Annotated in this window: 18 protein-coding genes and 1 tRNA gene; 5 read left to right on the top strand and 14 right to left on the bottom strand. The window is 63.8% G+C overall.

All coding sequences use genetic code 11. The annotated features are described in order from the left end of the window. Positions 1 to 41: 41 nt before the first annotated feature. The 4 genes from DXT68_RS16900 to DXT68_RS16895 are packed head-to-tail and all read right to left on the bottom strand — an operon-like array spanning position 42 to position 3,313. Entirely contained in the window at positions 42 to 1,034 is a 993-nt protein-coding gene (locus tag DXT68_RS16900; protein ID WP_045253438.1) for a hypothetical protein, read from the bottom strand. Then, positions 1,031 to 2,440, bottom strand: a complete 1,410-nt coding sequence (locus tag DXT68_RS04060) for an MBL fold metallo-hydrolase (protein ID WP_045253439.1) — start codon at positions 2,438 to 2,440, stop codon at positions 1,031 to 1,033. Before DXT68_RS04060 ends, DXT68_RS16900 begins: the two co-directional genes overlap by 4 nt. Further along, a complete protein-coding gene (locus DXT68_RS04055) occupies positions 2,437 to 3,120 on the bottom strand; it encodes a nitroreductase family protein (RefSeq protein WP_156149258.1) in 684 nt (227 codons plus the stop codon). Before DXT68_RS04055 ends, DXT68_RS04060 begins: the two co-directional genes overlap by 4 nt. A gap of 25 nt (positions 3,121 to 3,145) precedes the next feature. Then, entirely contained in the window at positions 3,146 to 3,313 is a 168-nt protein-coding gene (locus DXT68_RS16895; RefSeq protein ID WP_156149259.1) for a hypothetical protein, read from the bottom strand. 395 nt (positions 3,314 to 3,708) lie between these two features. Here DXT68_RS16895 and DXT68_RS04050 point away from each other — a divergent pair, with 395 nt between their 5' ends. Next, a complete protein-coding gene (locus tag DXT68_RS04050; protein WP_167541588.1) occupies positions 3,709 to 4,623 on the top strand; it encodes an arginase family protein in 915 nt (304 codons plus the stop codon). A 212-nt stretch (positions 4,624 to 4,835) separates the two neighbouring features. Here the strand turns inward: DXT68_RS04050 and DXT68_RS04045 are convergent, their stop codons facing one another. From DXT68_RS04045 to DXT68_RS04025, 5 genes are all read right to left on the bottom strand, one after another. Further along, the gene (locus DXT68_RS04045) at positions 4,836 to 6,065 is read right to left on the bottom strand and encodes a hypothetical protein (RefSeq protein ID WP_156149260.1); all 1,230 of its coding nucleotides are present in this window, start codon (positions 6,063 to 6,065) and stop codon (positions 4,836 to 4,838) included. A gap of 250 nt (positions 6,066 to 6,315) precedes the next feature. Then, positions 6,316 to 7,101, bottom strand: coding sequence for an SDR family NAD(P)-dependent oxidoreductase (locus tag DXT68_RS04040; protein WP_045253443.1), 786 nt, complete (start codon positions 7,099 to 7,101; stop codon positions 6,316 to 6,318). Beyond that, a complete protein-coding gene (locus tag DXT68_RS04035; protein ID WP_162829101.1) occupies positions 7,098 to 7,877 on the bottom strand; it encodes an AfsA-related hotdog domain-containing protein in 780 nt (259 codons plus the stop codon). The genes DXT68_RS04040 and DXT68_RS04035 overlap by 4 nt, the downstream gene beginning before the upstream one ends. Positions 7,878 to 7,963: 86 nt before the next feature. Further along, complete coding sequence (locus DXT68_RS04030) at positions 7,964 to 8,593, bottom strand: TetR family transcriptional regulator (RefSeq protein WP_115760452.1); 630 nt, start codon at positions 8,591 to 8,593, stop codon at positions 7,964 to 7,966. Between the two features lie 475 nt (positions 8,594 to 9,068). Continuing rightward, a protein-coding gene (locus tag DXT68_RS04025; RefSeq protein WP_115760451.1) for an IS3 family transposase occupies positions 9,069 to 10,357 on the bottom strand; the annotation gives its coding sequence in 2 pieces (ribosomal slippage) (positions 9,069 to 10,084 and positions 10,084 to 10,357; 1,290 coding nt in all). Between DXT68_RS04025 and DXT68_RS04020 the strand changes: the two genes are divergently transcribed. Next, positions 10,298 to 10,684 carry a histone-like nucleoid-structuring protein Lsr2 gene (locus DXT68_RS04020; protein ID WP_342353187.1) on the top strand — a complete coding sequence of 129 codons (387 nt, stop codon included), beginning with the start codon at positions 10,298 to 10,300 and terminating at the stop codon, positions 10,682 to 10,684. The genes DXT68_RS04025 and DXT68_RS04020 overlap by 60 nt on opposite strands. An 84-nt stretch (positions 10,685 to 10,768) precedes the next feature. Then, positions 10,769 to 11,107, top strand: coding sequence for a hypothetical protein (locus DXT68_RS04015; protein ID WP_045254692.1), 339 nt, complete (start codon positions 10,769 to 10,771; stop codon positions 11,105 to 11,107). Here the strand turns inward: DXT68_RS04015 and DXT68_RS17395 are convergent. Further along, a complete protein-coding gene (locus DXT68_RS17395; protein WP_082068972.1) occupies positions 11,076 to 11,669 on the bottom strand; it encodes a Druantia anti-phage system protein DruA in 594 nt (197 codons plus the stop codon). The two genes, DXT68_RS04015 and DXT68_RS17395, sit on opposite strands and share 32 nt — an antisense overlap. A gap of 80 nt (positions 11,670 to 11,749) precedes the next feature. Here DXT68_RS17395 and DXT68_RS04005 point away from each other — a divergent pair, with 80 nt between their 5' ends. Then, positions 11,750 to 12,178 (top strand): hypothetical protein, encoded by a 429-nt coding sequence (locus DXT68_RS04005; protein ID WP_045254693.1) that lies wholly within the window; start codon positions 11,750 to 11,752, stop codon positions 12,176 to 12,178. 147 nt (positions 12,179 to 12,325) lie between these two features. Here DXT68_RS04005 and DXT68_RS04000 read toward each other — a convergent pair. Both DXT68_RS04000 and DXT68_RS03995 read right to left on the bottom strand, forming a co-directional pair. Further along, positions 12,326 to 12,410 (bottom strand) — tRNA-Tyr (locus DXT68_RS04000). An 86-nt stretch (positions 12,411 to 12,496) separates the two neighbouring features. Next, on the bottom strand, positions 12,497 to 13,426 hold the full coding sequence (locus DXT68_RS03995) for a PfkB family carbohydrate kinase (protein ID WP_045254694.1): 930 nt from the start codon (positions 13,424 to 13,426) through the stop codon (positions 12,497 to 12,499). Positions 13,427 to 13,512: 86 nt separating this feature from the next. Between DXT68_RS03995 and DXT68_RS03990 the strand changes: the two genes are divergently transcribed. Continuing rightward, the gene (locus DXT68_RS03990) at positions 13,513 to 14,115 is read left to right on the top strand and encodes a hypothetical protein (protein ID WP_052677776.1); all 603 of its coding nucleotides are present in this window, start codon (positions 13,513 to 13,515) and stop codon (positions 14,113 to 14,115) included. Positions 14,116 to 14,210: 95 nt separating this feature from the next. On the opposite strand, the gene rpoC is transcribed toward DXT68_RS03990, so the two are convergent. Both rpoC and rpoB read right to left on the bottom strand, forming a co-directional pair. Next, positions 14,211 to 18,086, bottom strand: a complete 3,876-nt coding sequence (rpoC, locus tag DXT68_RS03985) for a DNA-directed RNA polymerase subunit beta' (protein WP_045254695.1) — start codon at positions 18,084 to 18,086, stop codon at positions 14,211 to 14,213. Between the two features lie 85 nt (positions 18,087 to 18,171). Further along, on the bottom strand, positions 18,172 to 21,675 hold the full coding sequence (gene rpoB, locus DXT68_RS03980) for a DNA-directed RNA polymerase subunit beta (protein WP_045254696.1): 3,504 nt from the start codon (positions 21,673 to 21,675) through the stop codon (positions 18,172 to 18,174). Positions 21,676 to 21,722: the final 47 nt, after the last annotated feature.

Genomic DNA, 21,722 nt, shown 5'->3' with positions numbered 1-21,722 from the left:
GTAGCTCTCGAGCGCAGCCGGCACGACATGAATCGGAACGATCACTCTGCCGCCTCTACCGCGGACCCAGCCGGCGACAGCATCTCTCGCTGCCATTCGGCCACGGCCTCCACAACGCGCTCCGCATGGTGCGCGGCATCCGACACGAGCTCGGGCGTAAGCGCCAATCGGTTCGTGATGACGACCGCCCCGAGCGCGGAATGACCACCGTGCAGGTTCTCGGTCGTGTGCCACCACAAAGGTCGCACGGACTCGTCGTGCAGCCCATAGTCCCGCAGGAGCGCACCGAACAGCGGATCGTCCTGGGCCTCCCACACCATCGGCGGACGCTCGACGAACATCATCGCGGCCGCGTACTGCACAGGCCCGGCCACCGCCGCGTCGTGCAGCGCCTCGATGAAAGCAGTTGTTCCCGCCATCGGCGGAAACGCACGGACCTCCTCGAAGCTCAGGTCGAACTGGGCGAGAACAGGCCTATAGATTCGCCAGTGCCAGGACTCGTCTCTGAGAAAGCGCTCCCACATCTCTCTTTCCTCGCTCGACATGTCGTGCTCTAGGACGGGAGGGACGTGATAGTCGGCCGCGGCGGTGAAGTGAAAGTTCTCGATGATCCACTGCCGCGCGATGCTCTGAGAAAGAGCGCCCGTGATGAACGCGTTCATCGGATGTTCCGCCGTGAGGGCTCGACCCGCAGCGCCTTCAATGGCGTCGACGATCCGCGCGATGGCGTCGGCCGCAGGCACCTTCCTTGGGTCGGCCGCTTCCGCCGACCGGATCATTCCTGATGCAAGCAACTTCTCGAGCAGCTGTTTCCAGGTGGCAGAAAGCCCGGCAGTGGGCCAGCCGGTACGTAGCCGGTGGACCACCGCTTCCGTAGCCGCTTCGGGCACCGCCAGATCAAGCCGAAGCGCATGCTTGTGAAGGCGGATACCCCCAGGCATCAGATCGACCTGCACTCCTTCGGCTAGCTGGGCGGTATCCGGCAACACGACTTTGAAGGCGGGCTGCTCGATCAGCGGCAGAGTTGTCTTCATGAGCGCGCGCCCGAAGATACGGTTGCGTCGTCGCGCACGGCCTCCAGCCGTTCACGGTATCCCGCCAGATACTTCTCCGGCTGGTTGCGAGGGCCGAACGGGAGGAACACATGGACGTGGACCGAGGACGGGACGAGAGAGGCGTCGTTGCACCAACGACGAACTGCTGTCTCGTAAACCAAGTACGGCTCCTCTCTACCTTCTATGAGAAGTTCGAGATCCGAGGCCCACACCTCCACGCCAGCGGCCACCTCGCGTCGGATGTCGATCTCTCCTCCGACGCGCCGGAAGGAAAGCCATCCCTGGTCTAGGACGAAGTGGAGCGCGTCGTCACCGTTCAGGACTCGCAGAGCAATGGTCGGAGACAACCGATTCCCGGGCTTCAGCGACAGTTTGTACAGGCGCTGCACGAGTCGATGTCCGTACGCGTCGATCAGTCGGCCGAAGTCCTCCTGGATGAAACGAGTCACCGCGTTCAGGCGACTCTCTGGCAGGGCGCGCACACGGGACCACGGCTCGCCGGACAGCGCATCGGTGTAGCCGCGATAGTCGCGCTCGGTCGTAACGCGCGACTTGACGTACGGGGCTAACTGCCCGTCCGATTCTTCGCCACCGAGACCGATGTATGTTCCTGGTTCCGGCGCCTCCCACGAGATATGCGGGTAAGTGAGCTGCAGGATCGGCAACATCGTTTCGTGGGTCACGTTGAAGAAACGGTGGTTCAGCTCGGAGTACTTTGGCGGATAGGACCAACCCTGACCGGACATCACAACACGCGTCGGCTGCAGTTCTTGCACACCCGCAATCATGTTCGTCGTCATCATTCCGGTCGCGAAAAGGTCATGGCCGAAGGACCCGGTGAGTTCGGGGAGGGGCTCGAGGTAGTTGTTCGTGAAGTTGTCGACGCTGCGGTGCGGGCAGTGCTCCTCCAGCCACTTCACGGTCTCCGCGTGCGGCATCCCGTCGACGCTGGTGAAGAAGCTGGTGCCGTCGTCTCCGCGCACGAGGTACCCGTACGCGTCCGGTTCGAGCAAAGACCATTCGAGTGGGAGAAAAGTGAACTCGACATCCCCATAACGCACGTTTCCGTATGCTCCAACACGGACGACTTCGTACCCGAGATCCGTGAGAAGCTCCGACATCGCGCGACTGCTCCGCTCGCTGATGTAGACGACGCCGCGCCACGGCAAGCGTTCGAGAGTATCGATGTCGAAATGGTCGGAGTGTTCGTGAGACAGGATCAGTCCACCGATCTTGGGCAGTTTCTCCACGTCGATCTCACGGTCCGGCCAGATAGGCAGCTGCACACCAGCATTTCCGATGTTCCTGAAGACCGGGTCGAGGAACACAGCCCCTTCGCTAGTGTCGAATGCCCAACCCTGGTGCCCTAAATACGTAACTATCATTTCTTGCTTTCCTCCGGTACCCCAATGACCACCCCGAGCACGGGGCTTGTCATCGTGTCGTGAAGGGACGCCGCGCCTGCGACAGCCCCCATAGCGCACACCCTCAATCCAAGGTGTCGCGCATTGTCTTCCAGACGCTGGTACACCTGCCCCACCTCAATGAGCGACAGATCGTACGCGTTTCGATACCCCCGGCGCGCAACTAGATCGATGGCGAGCACGATCAGCGCCGGAACACGGTTGACGTCGCTCGTATCGACGCATCGAAGTAACGTCCCCTCGCCCACGGAGGCGGGTACCAAGACGCCGTTGTCGGCCTCGTACACAAAACTCTCCGTGACGCCGTCCTGCCGCGAGAGCATCGCGTGGACCTTGACGCCGCCTACTCCGCCCGCTTGAGCGACCCCCGGCGCATCGGCCGTGCCGCAGGAAAGACGGATCAGCTCCACCATCTGCTCATCGGTAACCAGCGAACTTCCGAATGAACGCACGCTCACTCCGCGGTTACGTTCAGGCGATGGCGTTGGGGCGTACGAGTCATCCGCATGGCGCGAAGGGATCGCGTCCGCGGGAACGCGCGCTTGCAGGTATTGCTGCGCTTCGGTGGCCGTCCAGGAACTGCCCCGCAGTGCTTCCGCAAGACGAGGCGAGTGCCCGAACAGCGTCAGCGCGCCGACCACCCGCCTCGCCTCTGTCACGAGCGCATCACATGCAGCGAGCGGCCGTCCAGCCGCCCATCTCGGCGTCCAGCGTCTCGATGATGTGAACGGGCGCGGCGTTGTCCGGCTCGACACTGAAGTCGAAGTCCACCTCGCTTGTTACCTTTTCCATGATTCCTCCTGTCGTGCAGATCGAACGACCTGCGAACGTCATCGTAGTCACAGTTTCCGGATTTGTGCGCACAGAGTGAACGCGCCGATTCGGTGTCGCTATCGCGGCACACAGTCGCGCGTATGTGACACGTCAAGACGATTTGGAATCTCGGGTTCCGTCGATTACGGTGCTACCACCGGTCCGATTCTCGAACACGAGGATGCCGGCTGCACGCGCGCGCATGGAAGCCGACGCGAGTTAGCTCCACGACGATTGGCGCCACCATTCGGTACAGCACAGTAGATCTCTTCGAGTCGATGAATCATAGGCTGGGGTACGGTCTTCTTCGCCCGCCGGGCCTCGGAATTTCATCGGCATCGACCGGTCGCAATCCGCGCGCCGAGGCCCTTCACCATCGCATGTTCGGGACTTCGGATGCCTCGACGGTCACAGAGATGTGGCTCGACAGTTTGGAAGCGGGACGAAGCAGTGAGGCCATCCTTCTTGGGGTGCCCAGCGACACTGGCGGCGGAGCCGTGCGCGGTGCCGCCTTTGGTCCAATCGGAGTTCGTGAGGCGCTCTACGCCTCCGGACCTATCGACGGATTCGATCTCGGAGACACTTTTGTGCTCCCTCATCTCCTTCACGACGATCTCTTGAATGAAGCGACTCTCACGGCTGCGCACGAAGCAGTGCATGGCCCAACCGACCTCAGGTTGCCTGTGAGCCCGCTCTCAGTAGCCGAGTACGTCGCCCAGCGCCTGGGCAGCATGCCCAATCCGGCGGCACTCTTTACCATCGGGGGAGATCACAGCGTCTCCGGGGCGGTCCTCCCTCACCTGGTGGCGTCCAGCGTGGAAGACATCGCACTCGTGGTCATCGATGGCCATACCGACCTGGAAAAATCACGGTACGGGCTGCCACTTACCTACTCCAGTTGGGTGAAGTACGCGGACACCAAAGTGCATCTCCCCGCGATAGTCCAGATTGGGTCACCGGACGTTCCCGGCGTCGTCCGTCCGTCGGAGAGACTTCTGCTCATAGGCCTCGACGTCGCTCAGGACCCTGTCCTTGTGGGCGACCTGGTGGCGGATTGGTTGGCGGGGCTGGGCGTGGCGTCGATCTATCTGTCGATTGACATCGACGCCACCACCCACTCTCAAGCTCCTGCCACGGGATTGCCCGCACCCGAGGGAATCGACCGTGAGGTCGTACTCGACCTCATCGCTCGCTTAGGCGACCGCCATTCGCTTCGCGGTGGTGATGTGATGGAGGTCGCGCCACCTCTATCAGGATCTGTCGCCTGGCAAGACGAGGCCACTTGCGTGACAGGTGCGATGTACCTGCGCGCGATGATGGCGACGCGTTGAGGTTCGCGATCTCACCCTGAACGCCAGTTCGAACGAGCGAGTCTTACTGAGCCGTTTACAGTTCCGTACCGCGTGCCCGAGCCGTCGTTCGATTGAGGTGCACGAGTCCTCGACTCCGGCATTTCGTGGACAGCGCTGGTCCCTGGTCAGCTCGGCCTCGCTGGCCCATTGAGGTGTTGGTCGAGGCCTTCGATGCCCCTGTCGCGACGGGACTAGCCTTGACCGATATGCCAGTGCGGAAGCAGCGCCGCCTCCGCATCCCAGCCTTCATTGGTCGTCACCTCGCGTCGGACTAGCTCAGCAAGAATGCTGGGCATGACTTTCTCTCGGATAACTGAGGGCGGGAGCTCGTCCGCCGCGCGCCACCCCGCGCCTCCTCGAAGGTGATTCCACTCCCCAAGCCTTGTGCTCTCGACCACGGCTGTGATTTCGTCCGGGGTTAACCAGACGGGAGCAGAGGCGATTGGAGGCTCTGTTCGCCACACATCGAGCTTCGAACCTGCCGGTACCTGGCCCGCCACAATGGCGCGCACCACCACGAGTCGGTCAGAGACGCTTCTCAGGTAGGCCACCCAGACGGATTCGACCTGAGCCGAGAAAAAAGCCGACAGCGCGAGTTCCGCTCGGCGGGCCTTCGCCCGATACTGCCGCCTGATCTGCGAAGCGACCATGACATCATCGATGTCCTTCAACTGGTCATCGAGAATGGGGAGAGTGACTTGGACGCGGAATGGCCTCTCCTCATACACCGCGACGACGGCCGCTTGGACAAGATCAGCCAGCTCGTCCTCCGAAGCCCTGAGCTGTAAGTCAGCGTCGAGCTCAAAGATGAACTGCTCGCCCTGTGACGCTTGTTCTTCCGCGGGGGCTGTCGACTGCTGAAGCTGACGCATCGCCGGCGCGATGACGGCGTCGAGATGGGCCTGGAGCCCGCGTACCGTCTGCAGAGTTTCACCAGCGACCTGGGACATCGCGGCTCGGTTCGGCTCCTCATTTGTGGAGTACCACTGCGAGATCAGATACGCGATGGCTTCGGAAACCGCGGTGACGTATGCCTGTACGTCGTCGGAGGAAGAGTCAAGAACGCGGAGATCTTCGACGGACGTCGCGGCGCCCGCCAGCCGAGCCACCGCCTCGGCCCCGATGAGACTCTCGCTCATGACTGGCCGCGCGGGATCGGCAGCGAGACGCACATAGGTTCGCGACAGCATGCTTTCTGCCCACTCGCGGTCCGCGTCGCCGACGGCGGTGAACTCTGCTGAGGCCCGGTCCGCGATCTGGGTCTTCGCCGTCCGCACCAGCGAATCGATGCTCGTGCGCCCCAGTCCTGTGAGGTCGCCGATGGCGTCAGCAAGATCCGACGCCCCGATTAGACGGAGCGCAACTTTCGTGAGCGCGACAGGGATACTGGGCGACAATTTCCCAGGCAATTCTTCAGGCAATTCCTTCTCCTTTTCGACGTTCTCACGCTCAATATAGCGACAGTAGCCAGAAGTTGAACAAACTTACATCGACCGCCGCACTGTCTCATAGAACACATCCTTGATCATGCCTGTCTACCGCCACTGAATCTCGTCAAGGTGAAGCGTTGGTACGCACCACCGTCGTGCGCCCTATCGAGAGTCATCCTCGATAACCAGGTCCGAGAGTGCTCGGGATTGAGTGTCGTAACGGAGGTCTGCGCCTTCTCAGTCAGAGAAGGTCGCGAACGGACCCCTGCCGCTCAGGGCGCGGGTGCAGACTCATACCCCCACTCACATCCAGCACGGCCCCTGTTGTGCGGATCGCCCGCTCTGAGACGAGGAAGCTGACGGCGTCGGCGACTGCGGAAGGCGCGGCAACCCCGCCCAGCATCGACAACGAACTCATATACGAAACCGCCGTATCGTCAGAGAAAGCGGGGTGGCCGTTGTCGGTAAACCCTGGCATGACCGCATTGACACGGATCCCCGCAGGAGCCAGCGCACCTGCCATGTTCCGAGTGAGAGACTCGAGAGCAGCTTTCGTCATCGCGTAGACGATGTCGCTTGCACTGGCGATATGCGCGCTTGCAGAGGAGATGTTGACGATGCTGCTTCCGGCGATCATGATTCGCGACAAGTGTTGCGCAAGGAAGAACGGCGCCTTCGTATTGATGGCCACGAAGTCATCGAATTCGTACGGGGTCGCATCCGCGAATGACGGCCCCAGCATCCTCGCGGCGTTGTTGACGAGAGCACCCACCTGCAACCCCGATTCGGATGCGCGTGTCCGCACCGCATCCACGAGTTGCACGAGCCCGGCGTCGGACGACAGATCCGCCTCGATCATTTCGCCGCCCGTATGGGAGCCAGCGAGCGCGGCCTCGAGTTTTGTCGCGCGCTCCTTCCCGCGTCGGTACTGTCCAACTATGTAATAACCGTCCGCGCTCAAGACTCTCGCGATCTCTGCACCGATGCCCCCGGAGGCACCCGTGACTACTGCCAGTCCGTGCGTCATCGTTCTCCATTCTTCATATCGATTACGCCTGTGATCTCCGCGCAGCGTGCGCCTTGTTGCGTGATTTCGGCATCCAGCTTTCCCTGGGCCGAAATATTGAGCCGGAGCAACGGGGCTGGCAGCAGTCCGGCGTACCGATAGAACTCGAGCTTGAGCGTCCGAATTCGAGCCGCCGCGAGGTCTAAGAGAGCCACCCTTTCGACGTCCGCAATTGCCTGCATCGCCGTAAGGTGATCCGACGGGTGGTCCGACAACAGTGGGTCACGGCTGTCCACGTGGAGGGCACTTTCGTAACCGAAGACAGACCTCGTCGCGCTCCGCCCTGGCGGCGACGCGTTGGACTCGAGCCCACGGACCCGGTCGTAGACCATCTGAGGGATCAACGATGCTCGCGCGGATCCGACGGCAACAAGTCCAGACGGGGATTCGATGGAGAAGTACTGCGAGAGCGACCGTGGACGTCCTCTGGCGCTCGTCGCGACGATTTGTGCGCGAATGGTTCCTCCATCCGACTGCACGTCAGCTCGAGTCACGAATTTCAGCGCGATCCGGTTTAGTACGAACACTGCGTTGTCCGGCACCCCCAGTTGCCGATGCGCTTGCAAGATGCCGAGCTGACGCTGCACCTCAAGGAGCTCAGCGAAGCGAAGCGTCTGCCCGCGCGAGGGAATCGCAAAATGCGAGCGCATCGAATGCGGAGATTCCCGCACAGGACTATGCAACCAGACGTTCTCTGGTCTCTTCTTGTGCACCTCATCGGGGAGGATGCCCGCCACGTTCGAACCGTCTCGCTCGGGCACAGCGTCGGACCCGCGGGGGGAGAGAAGTTCTCTTGTTCCAGCGACCATCGCCGTTCAGGCACTCATGCGGACAGGAGCGCTCTGAGGGTTGGAACGAGTCGCTCGACCCTTCGAGGAAGAGAGGCCCAACGATCCTCAAGTCCGGCGAGCACCTGCGAGCCAACGAAGACCGTGTTGAAGAGCTCGGCATTGAGATCGACGTCCGCGTCGGTGCGAATGGATCCATCTGCGACGCCTCGCAAAATGAAAGACCGCGCGATTCGCACCCACTCCATGTAGGGCTCGCTGGCTTCGGGGTTGACCTCTGACGAGGGTTGTCCAGCCAGGTGGATTCCCGCTTGCACGATCTCGTCACGTGAGATGAGGTCGCCGAGGTTGGCCATCAGGCGCAAGAGGATCTCTAGCCCGGAACCAGCTTCCTCCTCGGTACGAACCAGAACAGCGGTCATTCGCTCCTGCTGTTCACTGAGGACGGCTTTAGCGAGGTCGGCCTTGCTTCGGAAATGGAAGTACAGAGCGCCCTCGCTCGCGCCAGACTCATCCGCCACGTCGCGATAACGAGCTTCGGCGTACGTGACGCGCGCGAACACCCGAGCCGCACCGGTCAGGATCGCCTCGCGCGTATCAATCGACCGCTGCTGCTGGAGGCGCGGCATCCTGTTTGGACTCATGACATCGTTCTCCTCGGCCAAGACGCATTCATCAATGCACACTCAGTCTATAAGGCGCTTGCGTGAATACTCGACACAGTTAAATGAATGAGTGCCCACACAGTGGGCCTTTCGCTGTCATCCGCGCCCCCTGGCACGACGCGACAAGCTCTACGGCATCGCGAGGTCGGGCGAGCCGCCGGCTGACTTCATCGCGACTCAGGCGTCGCGAACGGAGACCATGCGCAGAGCGCAACTCCTCGAACAGATTGAGTCTCTCTGAGAATTCAAGTCGGGCACATTGCTTTTGGTGTGTGACGAAATACTCACCAGATCGATGAAATGCTTGCTTATCCTGGGTCGTGAGTGCGGGACCCGAACCCGCGCTCTCCCCGGACCCTGACGAGGAGCGAAATGTCGAAGCGAGTAACCGTTGAACTGTTGGACGATCTCGATGGCACACCCATCACAGAGGGCAGCGGTGGCACTGTGAACCGTCCCGGGTCTTGTGCCGCTCCTATGCGGGGATCGGCTCCGCTTTTAGAGCCGCGTAGTAGGTCGCCTCGTAGTCATTGGGGCTGACCATGCCGAGGCTACCGTGGAGCCTGCGGTGGTTGTACCAGTCGACCCATCCGGCGGTCGCGAACTCGACGTCCGCGATCGTCTTGTACGGGCCCTCGTGGAATACGGTCGTTCGGACGCACTCGGCTTTGTAGAGACCGTTGATGGTCTCCATGAGCGCGTTGTCGTAGGCGTCGCCGACGGTCCCGATCGAGGGGACGATGCCCTCGAGCGTAAGGTGCTCAGTGAGCCGAATCGACGTGTACTGGGAGCCGGCGTCCGAATGATGAATGAGCTGGTCCGGCGCGACTGGGTGGCCTTGACGGTCGCGCTCCCAGAGCGCCATGCGCAGCGGCGTCATGACGAGATCGACCTGCTTTCCGGTCTGCGCGTGCCAGGCGACAATGCGCTGCGAGAACACGTCGAGGATGAACGCGACATACACCCACCCTGCCCAGGTGCGCAGGTAGGTGAAGTCCGTCACCCAGGTGTGATCGGGACGCGGCGCGGTGAAGTTTCGGTTCAGGAGGTCGCCGGCTCGGATACCGTCCTTGGCCTGGATCGTGGTGCGGACCGCTTTCGCACGCGTGATGCCCTCAAGGCCCAGAGAGCGCATGGCTCGGTCGACCGATCCGCGGGACGCGTCAGGCACGGCGGAGCGTCGGATCAGCGCCGTCATCTTCTTCCGCCCATACAAGCCTTCTGGGGTGAGCTTGCGGCTGATAGAGCCGACTGCGTCCGTGGTCGTCGTCCATGCGGCGGCGCGGACCGCGTCCTCGACGATGGCGTCTGTGATGGTTCGAGGCGAGACTCGACCTTGCCTCCAGGCTCGGTAGGTACGCGCGGCGACCTGCACACCCTGCTCTCGCAGGACCTGCACGATCGACTCGACCGCGAGCCCCTCGGACCTCATCTGGTCGATGAAGGCCATGATCAGCGGTTGCGGGGGTCGAGTTCCCCCGCGAAGAAAGTCGTCGCGGCTTTCAGCACCGCGACGTCGTCCCGGAGTCGCTTGTTCTCGGCGCGCAGCCGGCGGATCTCTGCGTGCTCCTCGCTGGTCTGACCGTCACGGTCACCCGCGTCGATCTCGGCTTGGAGCACCCACCGCCGCAACGATTCCGCACCGACGCCCTCTTGCCTCGCCACAGCAGCAATCGCTTTCGCTCGCGACGGGTACTCGCTGCCGTGGTCACGCACGAGCCGCACTGCTCGTTCCCGCAGCGCGGGATCAATCTTCTTTGGCATAACGCCATCCTTTCAACTCGAAAGGAAACGGCACCAAACCTGGGACGGTTCACTGTGCAGTTTGCGTTGCAAGGACGCGCGTACGAACTCGACCTCAGCGCTGCCAACCTGGAGAGGTTAGAAGAGGCCGTCGCCCCGTTCGTAGACGTTGCTCGCCCGTCGCAGGTTGCACGCTCGTCGTCCAGCGTTCCGCGCCGCCGCAAGTCAACAAGTGAGCTGGCGGAGATCAGAGAATGGGCGCGGAGCCAAGGCATCACTGTGAGTGACTATGGGCGAGTACCGGCTGAGGTTCGCGCCGCCTACGCCGCAAGCAAGTCCGGGCGCTGACATTCTGACCGAAGGTCGTGTGCTGGACCTGGATCGCACCCGTGCACCTTCCAATGCACCATTGCAACGTTTACTCTCTCCGACATGACGGAAATTCGGCAGCGCACGCTACTCGTCGGGTACAGCGACTCAGGTGACTACGAGTACTGGGAGACCTACATCCCATTCGATGGCTTGCAGTACCACCCGTTCATCGTGGAAGAGCGAGCAGACGGCGCCTTCCAGCTGTGGCAGCTCGACAAGGGCTACCCCGCGAGCGGTCGTGCCTTCTACCGCCCCGAGGAGTCTGTGGGCCTTTCCGAGCTCACGAGTGCTGGATACGGTGACGCGCCTCGGATTCGAGTCCCCGAGTCGACCGGCAGCGAGCTCCGCGTGAGGAGCGATCCAAGGGCTAACTCCAAAGCCTCCACGAATCGGGAGTGAACTCGCGCCAGGTGTGCACTCTGTCCGCACGCGGAAGCATCCACTTGTGTTTCCACCAGGAGGCGAGCTCCTCAACCGGCGACGACACCCACTCTAGGTGTGAGTCATCTCCCCTCAGCCATTCGAGGCTGTTTCGTGCGAGTGGCGCAAGGAAGACTTCACGCTGCACCCCATGCATCCGGAACCGCGATGGGCTCAATCCGACAGCGGAGAGTCCGCGCTGGATGACCTCTCGACGATTTCTGAATCCGGTCCCCCAATTTTCGTGCCGGTGGGTTGCGATATCCTCCCCCATCTCCCGACGGGCGGCCTCAGCAAGAAGGTCGTACACCTCTCCGGAGAAATGAAAATCGCCCGTCCCCTGGGTGAACCCCACCGTACGCAGCGCAAGCGACCCATCGGAAACGCGCACTCGGTTGTATACGGAGCTTCGCCCCAGGGCGGAAGCGGTCGTCACCAGCGCGAGGGACGCCTCAGGATCACGCTGGGAGATCAGCGTGACGAGATGACTCCACGTCGCGAGCCGCGCGTTCGCATTCTTGCTTCTTTTCACGACGCGCATGGCCCCAAGACGAGCAGGAACCCGCCCACCAGCACGACCGGCACGGATACTCCGACCCGGGATCAGAGCATGATGGAACCATGATCGACGTGACTGAATACGAGAGCGAAGACGACATCTGGTCGGACGACAACGCCGAGAGTTTCGAACCAGAAACTGCAGAAACTCGTTATGAGGAAGAGCTTGGGTCTCAGCTACACGCGCGTCTCGTCGAGATGTTCCCCGCCAAGGTTCAAAGCGATTCACCACTTCTCGACGCCCGCAGCCGCATCATCCGCGAACGCGCAACCGATGAGGCAGCGGGACATGAGCTCGTCAACAACGTGCTCCCCGCCCTGAGGCAGGAGATTCTTCGGCAGGCAGCGGACCTCAGCCTCGAGCCTGAGGACTGGTCGGTTCGCTACGAGATTTCGGCGGCTGGCTCTCTGAAGCCTCGCTCCGACGTCGACTTCACTCTTTATGTCACGGTGCTCGTCGTCGAAGGTCCCGTAGATCCCGGACAGTACTGAACGAAGTCTTGGCCGGATCGGGCAACCGAAGGGCCTCCGTTCGACTCAGAAACGAGGAAAGCCGCCGGATTTCGGCGGCTTTCCTGCTGTGACCTGGTGTTCCGAGTTACGGGAATGATTTTCCTGAGTTCCGGGAACACCCCGTGGTGGTGGCGAGTGAGGGATTCGAACCCCCGAATGCTGAGCAGTCTGATTTACAGTCAGATCCCTTTGGCCGCTTGGGTAACTCGCCATTGCACACCCGTCCGACTTGAACAGCCAACCGGGGGCACGATAGATAATCATACCTGCCGGAGGCGGGCGCGAGAAATCGGCCCGTCAGCTGCCGAAGACTCCCCTGTCCGCATCGGCCAGGGACTCCGGGGTGCGCAGCAGACCGCCCTCCGCTCGACACGTGGCGGCTGCGACATCCATGGCTCGCACGAGGATCCGCCGCCATCTCTCGGCATCCACGGGGGTGCCGTCCGCGAGGCCCGCAGCCACCGCCGCCAACGTCGCATCGCCTGCCCCGACGGTGTCGACGACTGGGCCGGGCAGCGAGGAGATCGGTGCGGTGACGACGGCGCCGTCCGTCTCGAGCGTCGCGCCGTCGGCCCCCGCGGTCGCGAGGACCGCGCGCACGCCGAGAGCGCGCAGGCGGGCACGCAGCGCGTCGAGATCGCCGTCGTACAGGAGACCCGCGTCGTCGGCCCCGACCTTGACGATCGATGCCCCCGCGGCCACGCGCTCGAACCCGCGCACGAACTCCTCCCGATCGCTCAGCATCCCCGCTCGGGGGTTGGGATCGATCGCCAGGCGCGCATCGCCCACGGCGTCGACGAGGGCGTCGACCTCGGCAGGGACGTCGAAGGGGAAGCAGCTGACGGCGACGAGTCCGGCGTCCGAGATCGCCCGCACGGCCTCCTCCGAGTAGCGGATGCTGCGCCGCTGCGCCGCCTCGTTGAAGACGTACACGGGTTCGCCGTCTGCACCGCGTTCGACGATCGCCCGGGACGAGCCGTTCGGCGCGGTGCTCGAGATCAGCGTCACGCCGTGGTCGTCGAGGTATTCGCGGATGTGGGCTCCCGCCTCGTCATCGCCGACCATGGCGATGAGCGTCGTCGGAACACCGAGGCGACGCAGCCCCACCGCGACGTTCAGCGCAGCGCCGCCGACCAGCTCTCGCACGCCGCCATCGCCGCGGATCTCATCGATCAGCGCATCGCCGATCACGACGGCGCCGGATGCTCGGGAGGATTCATCACTCATTCCGCCGAGACTACCGCGCCACGAGCTTCCGCGTCGGCACGGTCTGCCTGCGCCGCGGGGCCTGGACCGCGCGCTACGGTGAGCGCATGAACGCGCGACTCGCCGCCGGCGCTGCGGCTCTCCTGCTCACCGCTGTCTTGGCCGGCTGCGGGGCGCCCGGCGGCGGGTCCGATTCCGGTGGCGCGAGCGCCTCCCCCGACACGTCCACGAGCGCAGACCCGGAGGGCACGTCGAGCCCTTCGCCGACAGCCTCGCCGACACCGACCGCCACCCCGATCGCTCTTCCCACCGACTGCCGCGCCATCCTCTCGGACGCCGTCCTCGCGCAGCTCGACGGCATCCCTCTGAACGATGCGGCCTTCGGCCCCTCGGGCGTCGGAGACGACGGTACCCTCACCTGCATCTGGGGCGACCCCGGTGCCGACACCACCAACCTCGTGACCACCGTGTCAGGCATGAACCGCGGCCCTGCGCTCGACATGCTCAACGCGCTCGTCACGAACGAGGGCTTCACCTGCTTCACGCCCGACGACGGCACGCGGTGCGAGAAAACCTGGCCGAACACGCAGTATCCCGTCACCGACGGACGCACGCTGTTCTGGCGCGACGACATCCTGATCGACACGCGGTACTCCAATCTCTCCCCCGAGGGCTACACCTCGAGCATCGTCGCGCACCTGTTCGACTGATCAAGTCGGGCACGAAGAAGCACCCGGACACGAAGAAGGCCCCGGGCAGATCGCCCGGGGCCTTCTCACTCACTCAGTACGTCAGATCGTCTCGATCAGTTGTACGTACCCGGCGTGATGTCGTCCGTCGAGAACGCGTCGAAGTCGACGTAGCCGAAGTCGCCGTCGGCGTACGCACCGTCGGATGCGAAGATCCGGTTCGGGTAGCGCTCGCTCTTGGCTTCTTCCGTCGCCTCGACCGTGACGTCGCGGTACTTCGAGAGACCGGTTCCGGCGGGGATGAGCTTTCCGATGATGACGTTCTCCTTGAGACCGACCAGCGGGTCGCGCTTGCCCTCCATGGCGGCCTGCGTGAGCACGCGGGTCGTCTCCTGGAAGGAAGCTGCCGACAGCCACGACTCCGTCGCGAGCGACGCCTTCGTGATACCCATCAGCTCCGGACGGCCCGACGCGGGGCGCTTGCCCTCTGCCACGGCCTCGCGGTTGATCGCCTGGTAGCGCTTGAGGTCGACCATCTCACCCGGAAGCAGGGTCGTGTCGGCGTGATCGACGACGGTGACCTTGCGGAGCATCTGACGGACGATGACCTCGATGTGCTTGTCGTGGATCGGCACACCCTGCGAGCGGTAGACGCCCTGGACGCCACCGACGAGGTAACGCTGGACCTCACGGGCGCCCATGACACGCATGACCTCCTTGGGGTCGAGCGTTCCGACGAGCAGCGGCTGACCGACGGTGACGTGCTGGCCGTCTTCGACGAGAAGCGTCGCACGCTTCAGCACCGGGTAGATGACCTCCTCGTCGCCGTTGTCGGGCGTGAGGATGACCTTCTTGGCCTTGTCGGTCTCGTCGATCGTGATGCGGCCATCGGCCTCGGCGATCGGCGATGCGGCCTTCGGGGTACGCGCCTCGAAGAGCTCCTGCACTCGGGGCAGACCCTGCGTGATGTCATCTGCCGACGCGGACCCACCGGTGTGGAAGGTACGCATCGTCAGCTGGGTACCGGGCTCACCGATCGACTGGGCCGCGATGATGCCGACGGCCTCTCCGATGTCGACGGTCTTACCCGTCGCCAGCGAACGTCCGTAGCACTGCGCGCAGACACCGACGGCGGAGTCGCAGGTCAGGACCGAGCGCACCTTGATGCTCTCGACGCCCAGGGCGACCAGCTTGTCGATGAGCACGTCGCCCACGTCGTCTCCGGCAGAGGCGAGGATCTCGCCCTTGCTGTCGACCACGTCGGAGGCCAGCGTGCGGGCGAACACCGAGTTCTCGACGTTCGCATCGCGCACCAGCTCGCCCTGCGAGTTCGGAGCGGCGATCGGGAGCTCGAGGCCCTTCGACGTGCCGCAGTCCTCTTCGCGGATGATGACGTCCTGCGAGACATCCACCAGACGACGGGTCAGGTAACCCGAGTCGGCGGTACGCAGAGCGGTGTCGGCCAGACCCTTACGGGTACCGTGCGTCGCGATGAAGTACTCCGCCACCGACAGACCCTCGCGGTACGAGGAGATGATCGGACGCGGGATGATCTCACCCTTGGGGTTGTTCACCAGACCACGCATACCCGCGATGTTGCGGATCTGCAGCCAGTTACCACGAGCACCCGACGACACCATGCGGTTGATGGTGTTGTCTTCGGGGAAGTTGGCGCGCATCGCGGCCTGGACCTCGTCGGTCGCCTCGGTCCAGATCTTGATGAGCTCCTGACGACGCTCGGTGTCGGTCGTGAGGCCCTTCTCGTACTGGGACTGGACCTTCGCGGCCTGCTTCTCGTAGCCCGCGACGATCTCGGCCTTGTTCGGAGGCGTGAGGATGTCGCTGAGGGCGACGGTCACACCCGAGCGCGTGGCCCAGTAGAAACCGGCGTCCTTGATGCGGTCCAGCGATGCAGCGGTCTCGACCTTGGGGTACTCCTCGGCCAGCTTGTTGACGATCTGCGACAGCTTGTTCTTGTCTGCCTGCTCGCGGACGAACGGGTAGCCCTTCGGCAGCGTGTCGTTGAAGATCGCCTGACCCAGCGAGGCGTCGACGAGACCGTGACGCTCGTAGCCCTCGGGGGCTTCGCCCTCGAGGAACGTCAGACCCGGGATGCGGATGCGGACCTTGGCCTGCAGGTCGAGGGTTCCCTCGTCCTTGGCCAGGATCGCCTCGCCCACCGAACCGAATGCACGACCCTCACCGGCTGCGCCCTCCTTGACCGTGGTCAGGTGGTGCAGACCGATGATCATGTCCTGCGAAGGCAGGGTGACCGGACGTCCGTCAGACGGCTTCAGGATGTTGTTCGACGCGAGCATCAGCACGCGGGCCTCGGCCTGAGCCTCGACCGAGAGCGGCAGGTGCACAGCCATCTGGTCACCGTCGAAGTCGGCGTTGAACGCCGCGCAGACGAGCGGGTGCAGCTGGATGGCCTTGCCCTCGACGAGCTGGGGCTCGAACGCCTGGATGCCGAGACGGTGCAGCGTGGGCGCACGGTTCAGCAGCACGGGGCGCTCGCGGATGATCTCCTCGAGCACGTCCCAGACCTCGGGACGGGTGCGCTCGACGGCGCGCTTCGCAGCCTTGATGTTCTGCGAGTGACCGAGGTCGATCAGACGCTTGATGACGAACGGCTTGAAGAGCTCCAGAGCCATCTGCTTGGGCAGACCGCACTGGTGCAGCTTGAGCTGCGGTCCGACGATGATGACCGAACGGCCCGAGTAGTCGACGCGCTTGCCGAGGAGGTTCTGGCGGAAACGACCCTGCTTACCCTTCAGCATGTCGCTGAGGGACTTCAGGGCGCGGTTGCCGGTACCGGTGACGGGGCGACCACGACGACCGTTGTCGAACAGTGCGTCGACGGCCTCCTGCAGCATCCGCTTCTCGTTGTTGACGATGATCTCGGGGGCACCGAGGTCGATCAGGCGACGGAGACGGTTGTTGCGGTTGATCACACGACGGTAGAGGTCGTTGAGGTCGGAGGTCGCGAAGCGGCCACCGTCGAGCTGCACCATCGGGCGCAGCTCGGGCGGGATCACCGGAACGACGTCGAGCACCATGGCGGCCGGGCTCATACCGGTCTCCAGGAACGAGCTGACGACCTTCAGGCGCTTGATCGCGCGGATCTTGCGCTGGCCCTTGCCCTCAGAGATCTGCAGACGCAGGTTCTCGGCCTCGGTGACGAGGTCGAACGCCGCGAGGCGACGCTGGATCGACTCGGCGCCCATGTAGGCCTCGAAGTACTGACCGAAGCGGTCCTGCAGCTCGTGGAAGACGTCGTCCTCGGGGCGGAGCGCTCCGACCTCGAGGGTGCGGAAGTCCTCCCACACGCGCTCGAGCTTGGCGATCGCCTCGTCGGCACCCTTGCGGATGAGCGACATCTCCTTCTCGCCGGCGTCCTTGACCTTCTTCTTCGCGTCGGCCTTGGCACCCTCGGCCTCGAGGGAAGCGAGCTCCTCCTCCAGGCGCGCCAGGCGCTCGGCGATCTTCGCGTCGCGACGGTCTCCGAGCGTCTTCAGCTCGAGACGGATGTTGTTCTCCTGCGTGCCCAGGTCACGGTGACGAGCTTCCTCGTCGACCGAGATGACCATGTAGGCGGCGAAGTAGATGACCTTCTCGAGGTCCTTCGGCGCCATGTCGAGCAGGTAGCCGAGACGCGAGGGGACACCCTTGAAGTACCAGATGTGGGTGACGGGAGCGGCGAGCTCGATGTGACCCATGCGCTCACGACGCACCGAGGACTTGGTGACCTCGACGCCGCAGCGCTCGCAGACGATGCCCTTGAAGCGGACACGCTTGTACTTTCCGCAGGCGCACTCCCAGTCGCGGGACGGGCCGAAGATCTGCTCTCCGAAGAGACCGTCCTTCTCCGGCTTCAGGGTGCGGTAGTTGATGGTTTCAGGCTTCTTGACCTCGCCGTAGGACCAGGCGCGGATGTGGTCCGCGGTGGCCAGGCCGATGCGAAGCTCATCGAAAGTGTTTGACTCGAGCACAAATTCTCCTGTGTAGGAATTCTTCTGAAGAAATCGGGGAGGCGGGCCGCCGTCCGAGCGTCATGCCCGGACGGCGACCTGGGCCTTAGATCTCGTCGATCGAGGCGGCCTCGAAGCGGCTGGAGATGTTGATGCCGAGCTCCTCCGCTGCGCGGAAGGCCTCATCATCGGTGTCACGCAGGTTGACGAGCGTGCCGTCGGCCGAGAGGACCTCGACGTTCAGGCAGAGCGACTGCATCTCCTTCATGAGCACCTTGAAGGACTCGGGGATGCCGGGCTCCTGGATGTTCTCGCCCTTGACGATCGCCTCGTACACCTTGACGCGGCCGAGGATGTCGTCGGACTTGATCGTGAGGAGCTCCTGCAGAGCGTAAGCGGCGCCATAGGCCTCGAGGGCCCAGACCTCCATCTCACCGAATCGCTGTCCACCGAACTGCGCCTTACCACCGAGCGGCTGCTGGGTGATCATCGAGTACGGACCGGTCGAACGCGCGTGGATCTTGTCGTCGACCAGGTGGTGCAGCTTCAGGATGTACATGTAGCCCACCGAGATCGGCGCCGGGAACGGCTCGCCGGAGCGGCCGTCGAACATCTGGGCCTTTCCGCTGGAGTCGATCAGACGGATGCCGTCGCGCGTCGGGATGGTCGCGTCGAGAAGACCGGCGATCTCCTCCTCGCTCGCACCGTCGAACACCGGGGTGGCGACCTTGGTGCCGGGGGCGGCCTCGAAGGCGTCCTTCGGGAGGCGGGTGGCCCACTCGGGGTTCCCCTCGACCTTCCAGCCCTGCTTGGCGATCCAGCCGAGGTGCGTCTCGAGAACCTGACCGAAGTTCATTCGACCGGGGATTCCGAGCGGGTTCAGCACGATGTCGACCGGGGTTCCGTCCGCGAGGAACGGCATGTCCTCGATCGGGAGGATCTTGGCGATGACACCCTTGTTGCCGTGACGGCCGGCGAGCTTGTCACCCTCGGTGATCTTGCGCTTCTGGGCGATGTAGACCACGACGCGGCGGTTCACGCCCGAGCCGAGCTCGTCGTCGCCGTCTTCGGCGTTGAACTCCTTGACGGCGATGATCGTGCCCTGCTCACCGTGGGGCACCTTCAGGGAGGTGTCACGGACCTCGCGGCTCTTCTCGTTGAAGATCGCGCGGAGCAGACGCTCCTCGGCCGACAGCTCGGTCTCGCCCTTCGGCGTGACCTTGCCGACGAGGATGTCGCCGGGGCGGACCTCGGCACCGATGCGGATGATGCCGCGCTCGTCGAGGTCCTTCAGCAGCTCGGGGCTGACGTTGGGGAGATCACGGGTGATCTCCTCCTTGCCCAGCTTCGTGTCGCGGGCGTCGACCTCGTACTCCTCGATGTGGATCGAGGAGAGGGTGTCGTCCTTCACCAGGTCCTGGCTGAGGATGATCGCGTCCTCGAAGTTGTAGCCCTCCCACGTCATGAACGCGACGAGGAGGTTCTTCCCGAGTGCCAGCTCGCCGTTCTCGGTGGCGGGGCCATCGGCGATGACCTCTCCGACCTCGACACGGTCGCCCTCGTTGACGACGACCTTCTGGTTGTACGACGTGCCCTGGTTGGAGCGGTCGAACTTGCGCAGGTGGTAGTCCTGCGTGCCGCCCTCGTCGAGCATGACGGTGACGCGGTCCGCGGAGACCTCGGAGACGACACCCGGCTTCTCGGCGGTGAGCACGTCACCGGCGTCGATGGCGGTGTAGCCCTCCATACCGGTTCCGACGAGCGGCGAGTCGCTGCGCAGCAGCGGCACGGCCTGACGCTGCATGTTGGCACCCATGAGGGCGCGCTGCGCGTCGTCGTGCTCGAGGAAGGGCACGAGCGAGGTCGCGACCGACACCATCTGGCGCGGCGAGACATCGATGTAGCCGATCTCCTCCGGGAGGAACAGGTCGACCTCACCGCTTCCGCCCTTGGGGCGGGCGAGCACGTGGCTCTCGCGGAAGCGGCCGTTCTTGTCGAGCGGGGCGTTGGCCTGCGCGATGTTGAAGTCGACCTCTTCCGAGGCGGTCAGGTAATCGATGTGCTCGGTGACGACGCCACCCTCGACCTTGCGGTACGGGGTCTCGATGAAACCGAACGAGTTGATGCGCGCGAACGTCGCGAGAGCACCGATCAGACCGATGTTCGGGCCTTCAGGCGTCTCGATGGGGCACATGCGGCCGTAGTGCGACGGGTGGACGTCACGGACCTCGACGCCTGCACGGTCACGGCTCAGACCACCGGGGCCGAGGGCCGAGAGGCGGCGCTTGTTGGTCAGACCCGCGAGCGGGTTGTTCTGATCCATGAACTGCGACAGCTGCGAGGTTCCGAAGAACTCCTTGATCGCCGCGACGACGGGGCGCACGTTGATCAGGGTCTGCGGCGTGATCGCCTCGATGTCCTGCGTGGTCATGCGCTCGCGGACGACGCGCTCCATGCGGGACAGACCGGTGCGGACCTGGTTCTGGATCAGCTCGCCGACCGCGCGGATGCGGCGGTTGCCGAAGTTGTCGATGTCGTCGGTCGCGATCCGGATGTCGGCCTTCTTGCCCGAGCGGATGCCGGGGAAGGTCTCTTCGGTGCCCGCGTGCAGACGCACGAGGTACTTGATCGTGGCGACGATGTCTTCGACGGTCAGCACCGACGAGTTCAGCGGCTGGTCGAGACCGAGCTTGTGGTTGATCTTGTAACGACCGACCTTCGCCAGGTCGTAGCGCTTCGGGTTGAAGTAGAAGTTGTCGAGGAGCGCACGCGCGGCCTCGGCGGCGACCTGCTCGCCCGGACGCAGCTTGCGGTAGATGTCGCGGAGCGCATCTTCCTTCGTGACGATGGTGTCCTTCGCGAGCGTCTCCTCGATCGAGGTGTAGCCGGCGAACTCCGTGAGGATCTCCTCGCTGGTCATGCCCAGCGCCTTGAGGAACACGGTGACGGACTGCTTGCGCTTGCGGTCGACGCGCACGCCGACCTGGTCGCGCTTGTCGATCTCGAACTCGAGCCAGGCACCACGGCTCGGGATGACGCGCGCCGAGACGATGTCCTTGTCGGACGTCTTGTCGGGGGTCTTGTCGAAGTAGACACCGGGCGAGCGCACGAGCTGCGACACGACGACGCGCTCGGACCCGTTGATGATGAACGTGCCCTTGTCGGTCTGGAGCGGGAAGTCGCCCATGAAGACCGTCTGGGTCTTGATCTCACCGGTGAGGTGGTTCATGAACTCGGCCTCGACGTACAGCGGAGCGGCGTACGTCTTGCCGCGCTCCTTGCACTCCTCGATCGAGTACTTCTCCGGCTCGAGGTAGGGGTTCGTGAACGACAGCTGCATCGTCTCGCCGAGGTCCTCGATCGGGGAGATCTCCTCGAAGATCTCGCCGAGACCGCTGTTCTCGTTGACGTCGGTGCGGCCGGCCTTCTTGGCCTCTGCGACACGAGCCTTCCAGGCGTCGTTGCCGACGAGCCATCCGAAGGACTCGGTCTGCAGAGCGAGAAGGTCAGGGACCGTCAGCGTGTCGGAGATCTTGGCGAACGAAAGACGGGAAGCTCCGCGTCCGTTCTTGATGGTGGTGGATGTGGATGCGTTGGGAGCAGCAGCCAAGGGAATAACCTCCGTGAGCCCCGCAGGGCTTCTCGATTCCTTTGTCG

The organism is Microbacterium foliorum, from assembly GCF_003367705.1.
Taxonomy (GTDB): Bacteria; Actinomycetota; Actinomycetes; order Actinomycetales; family Microbacteriaceae; genus Microbacterium; species Microbacterium foliorum.
This window is presented reverse-complemented; position numbering and strand designations above follow the sequence as displayed.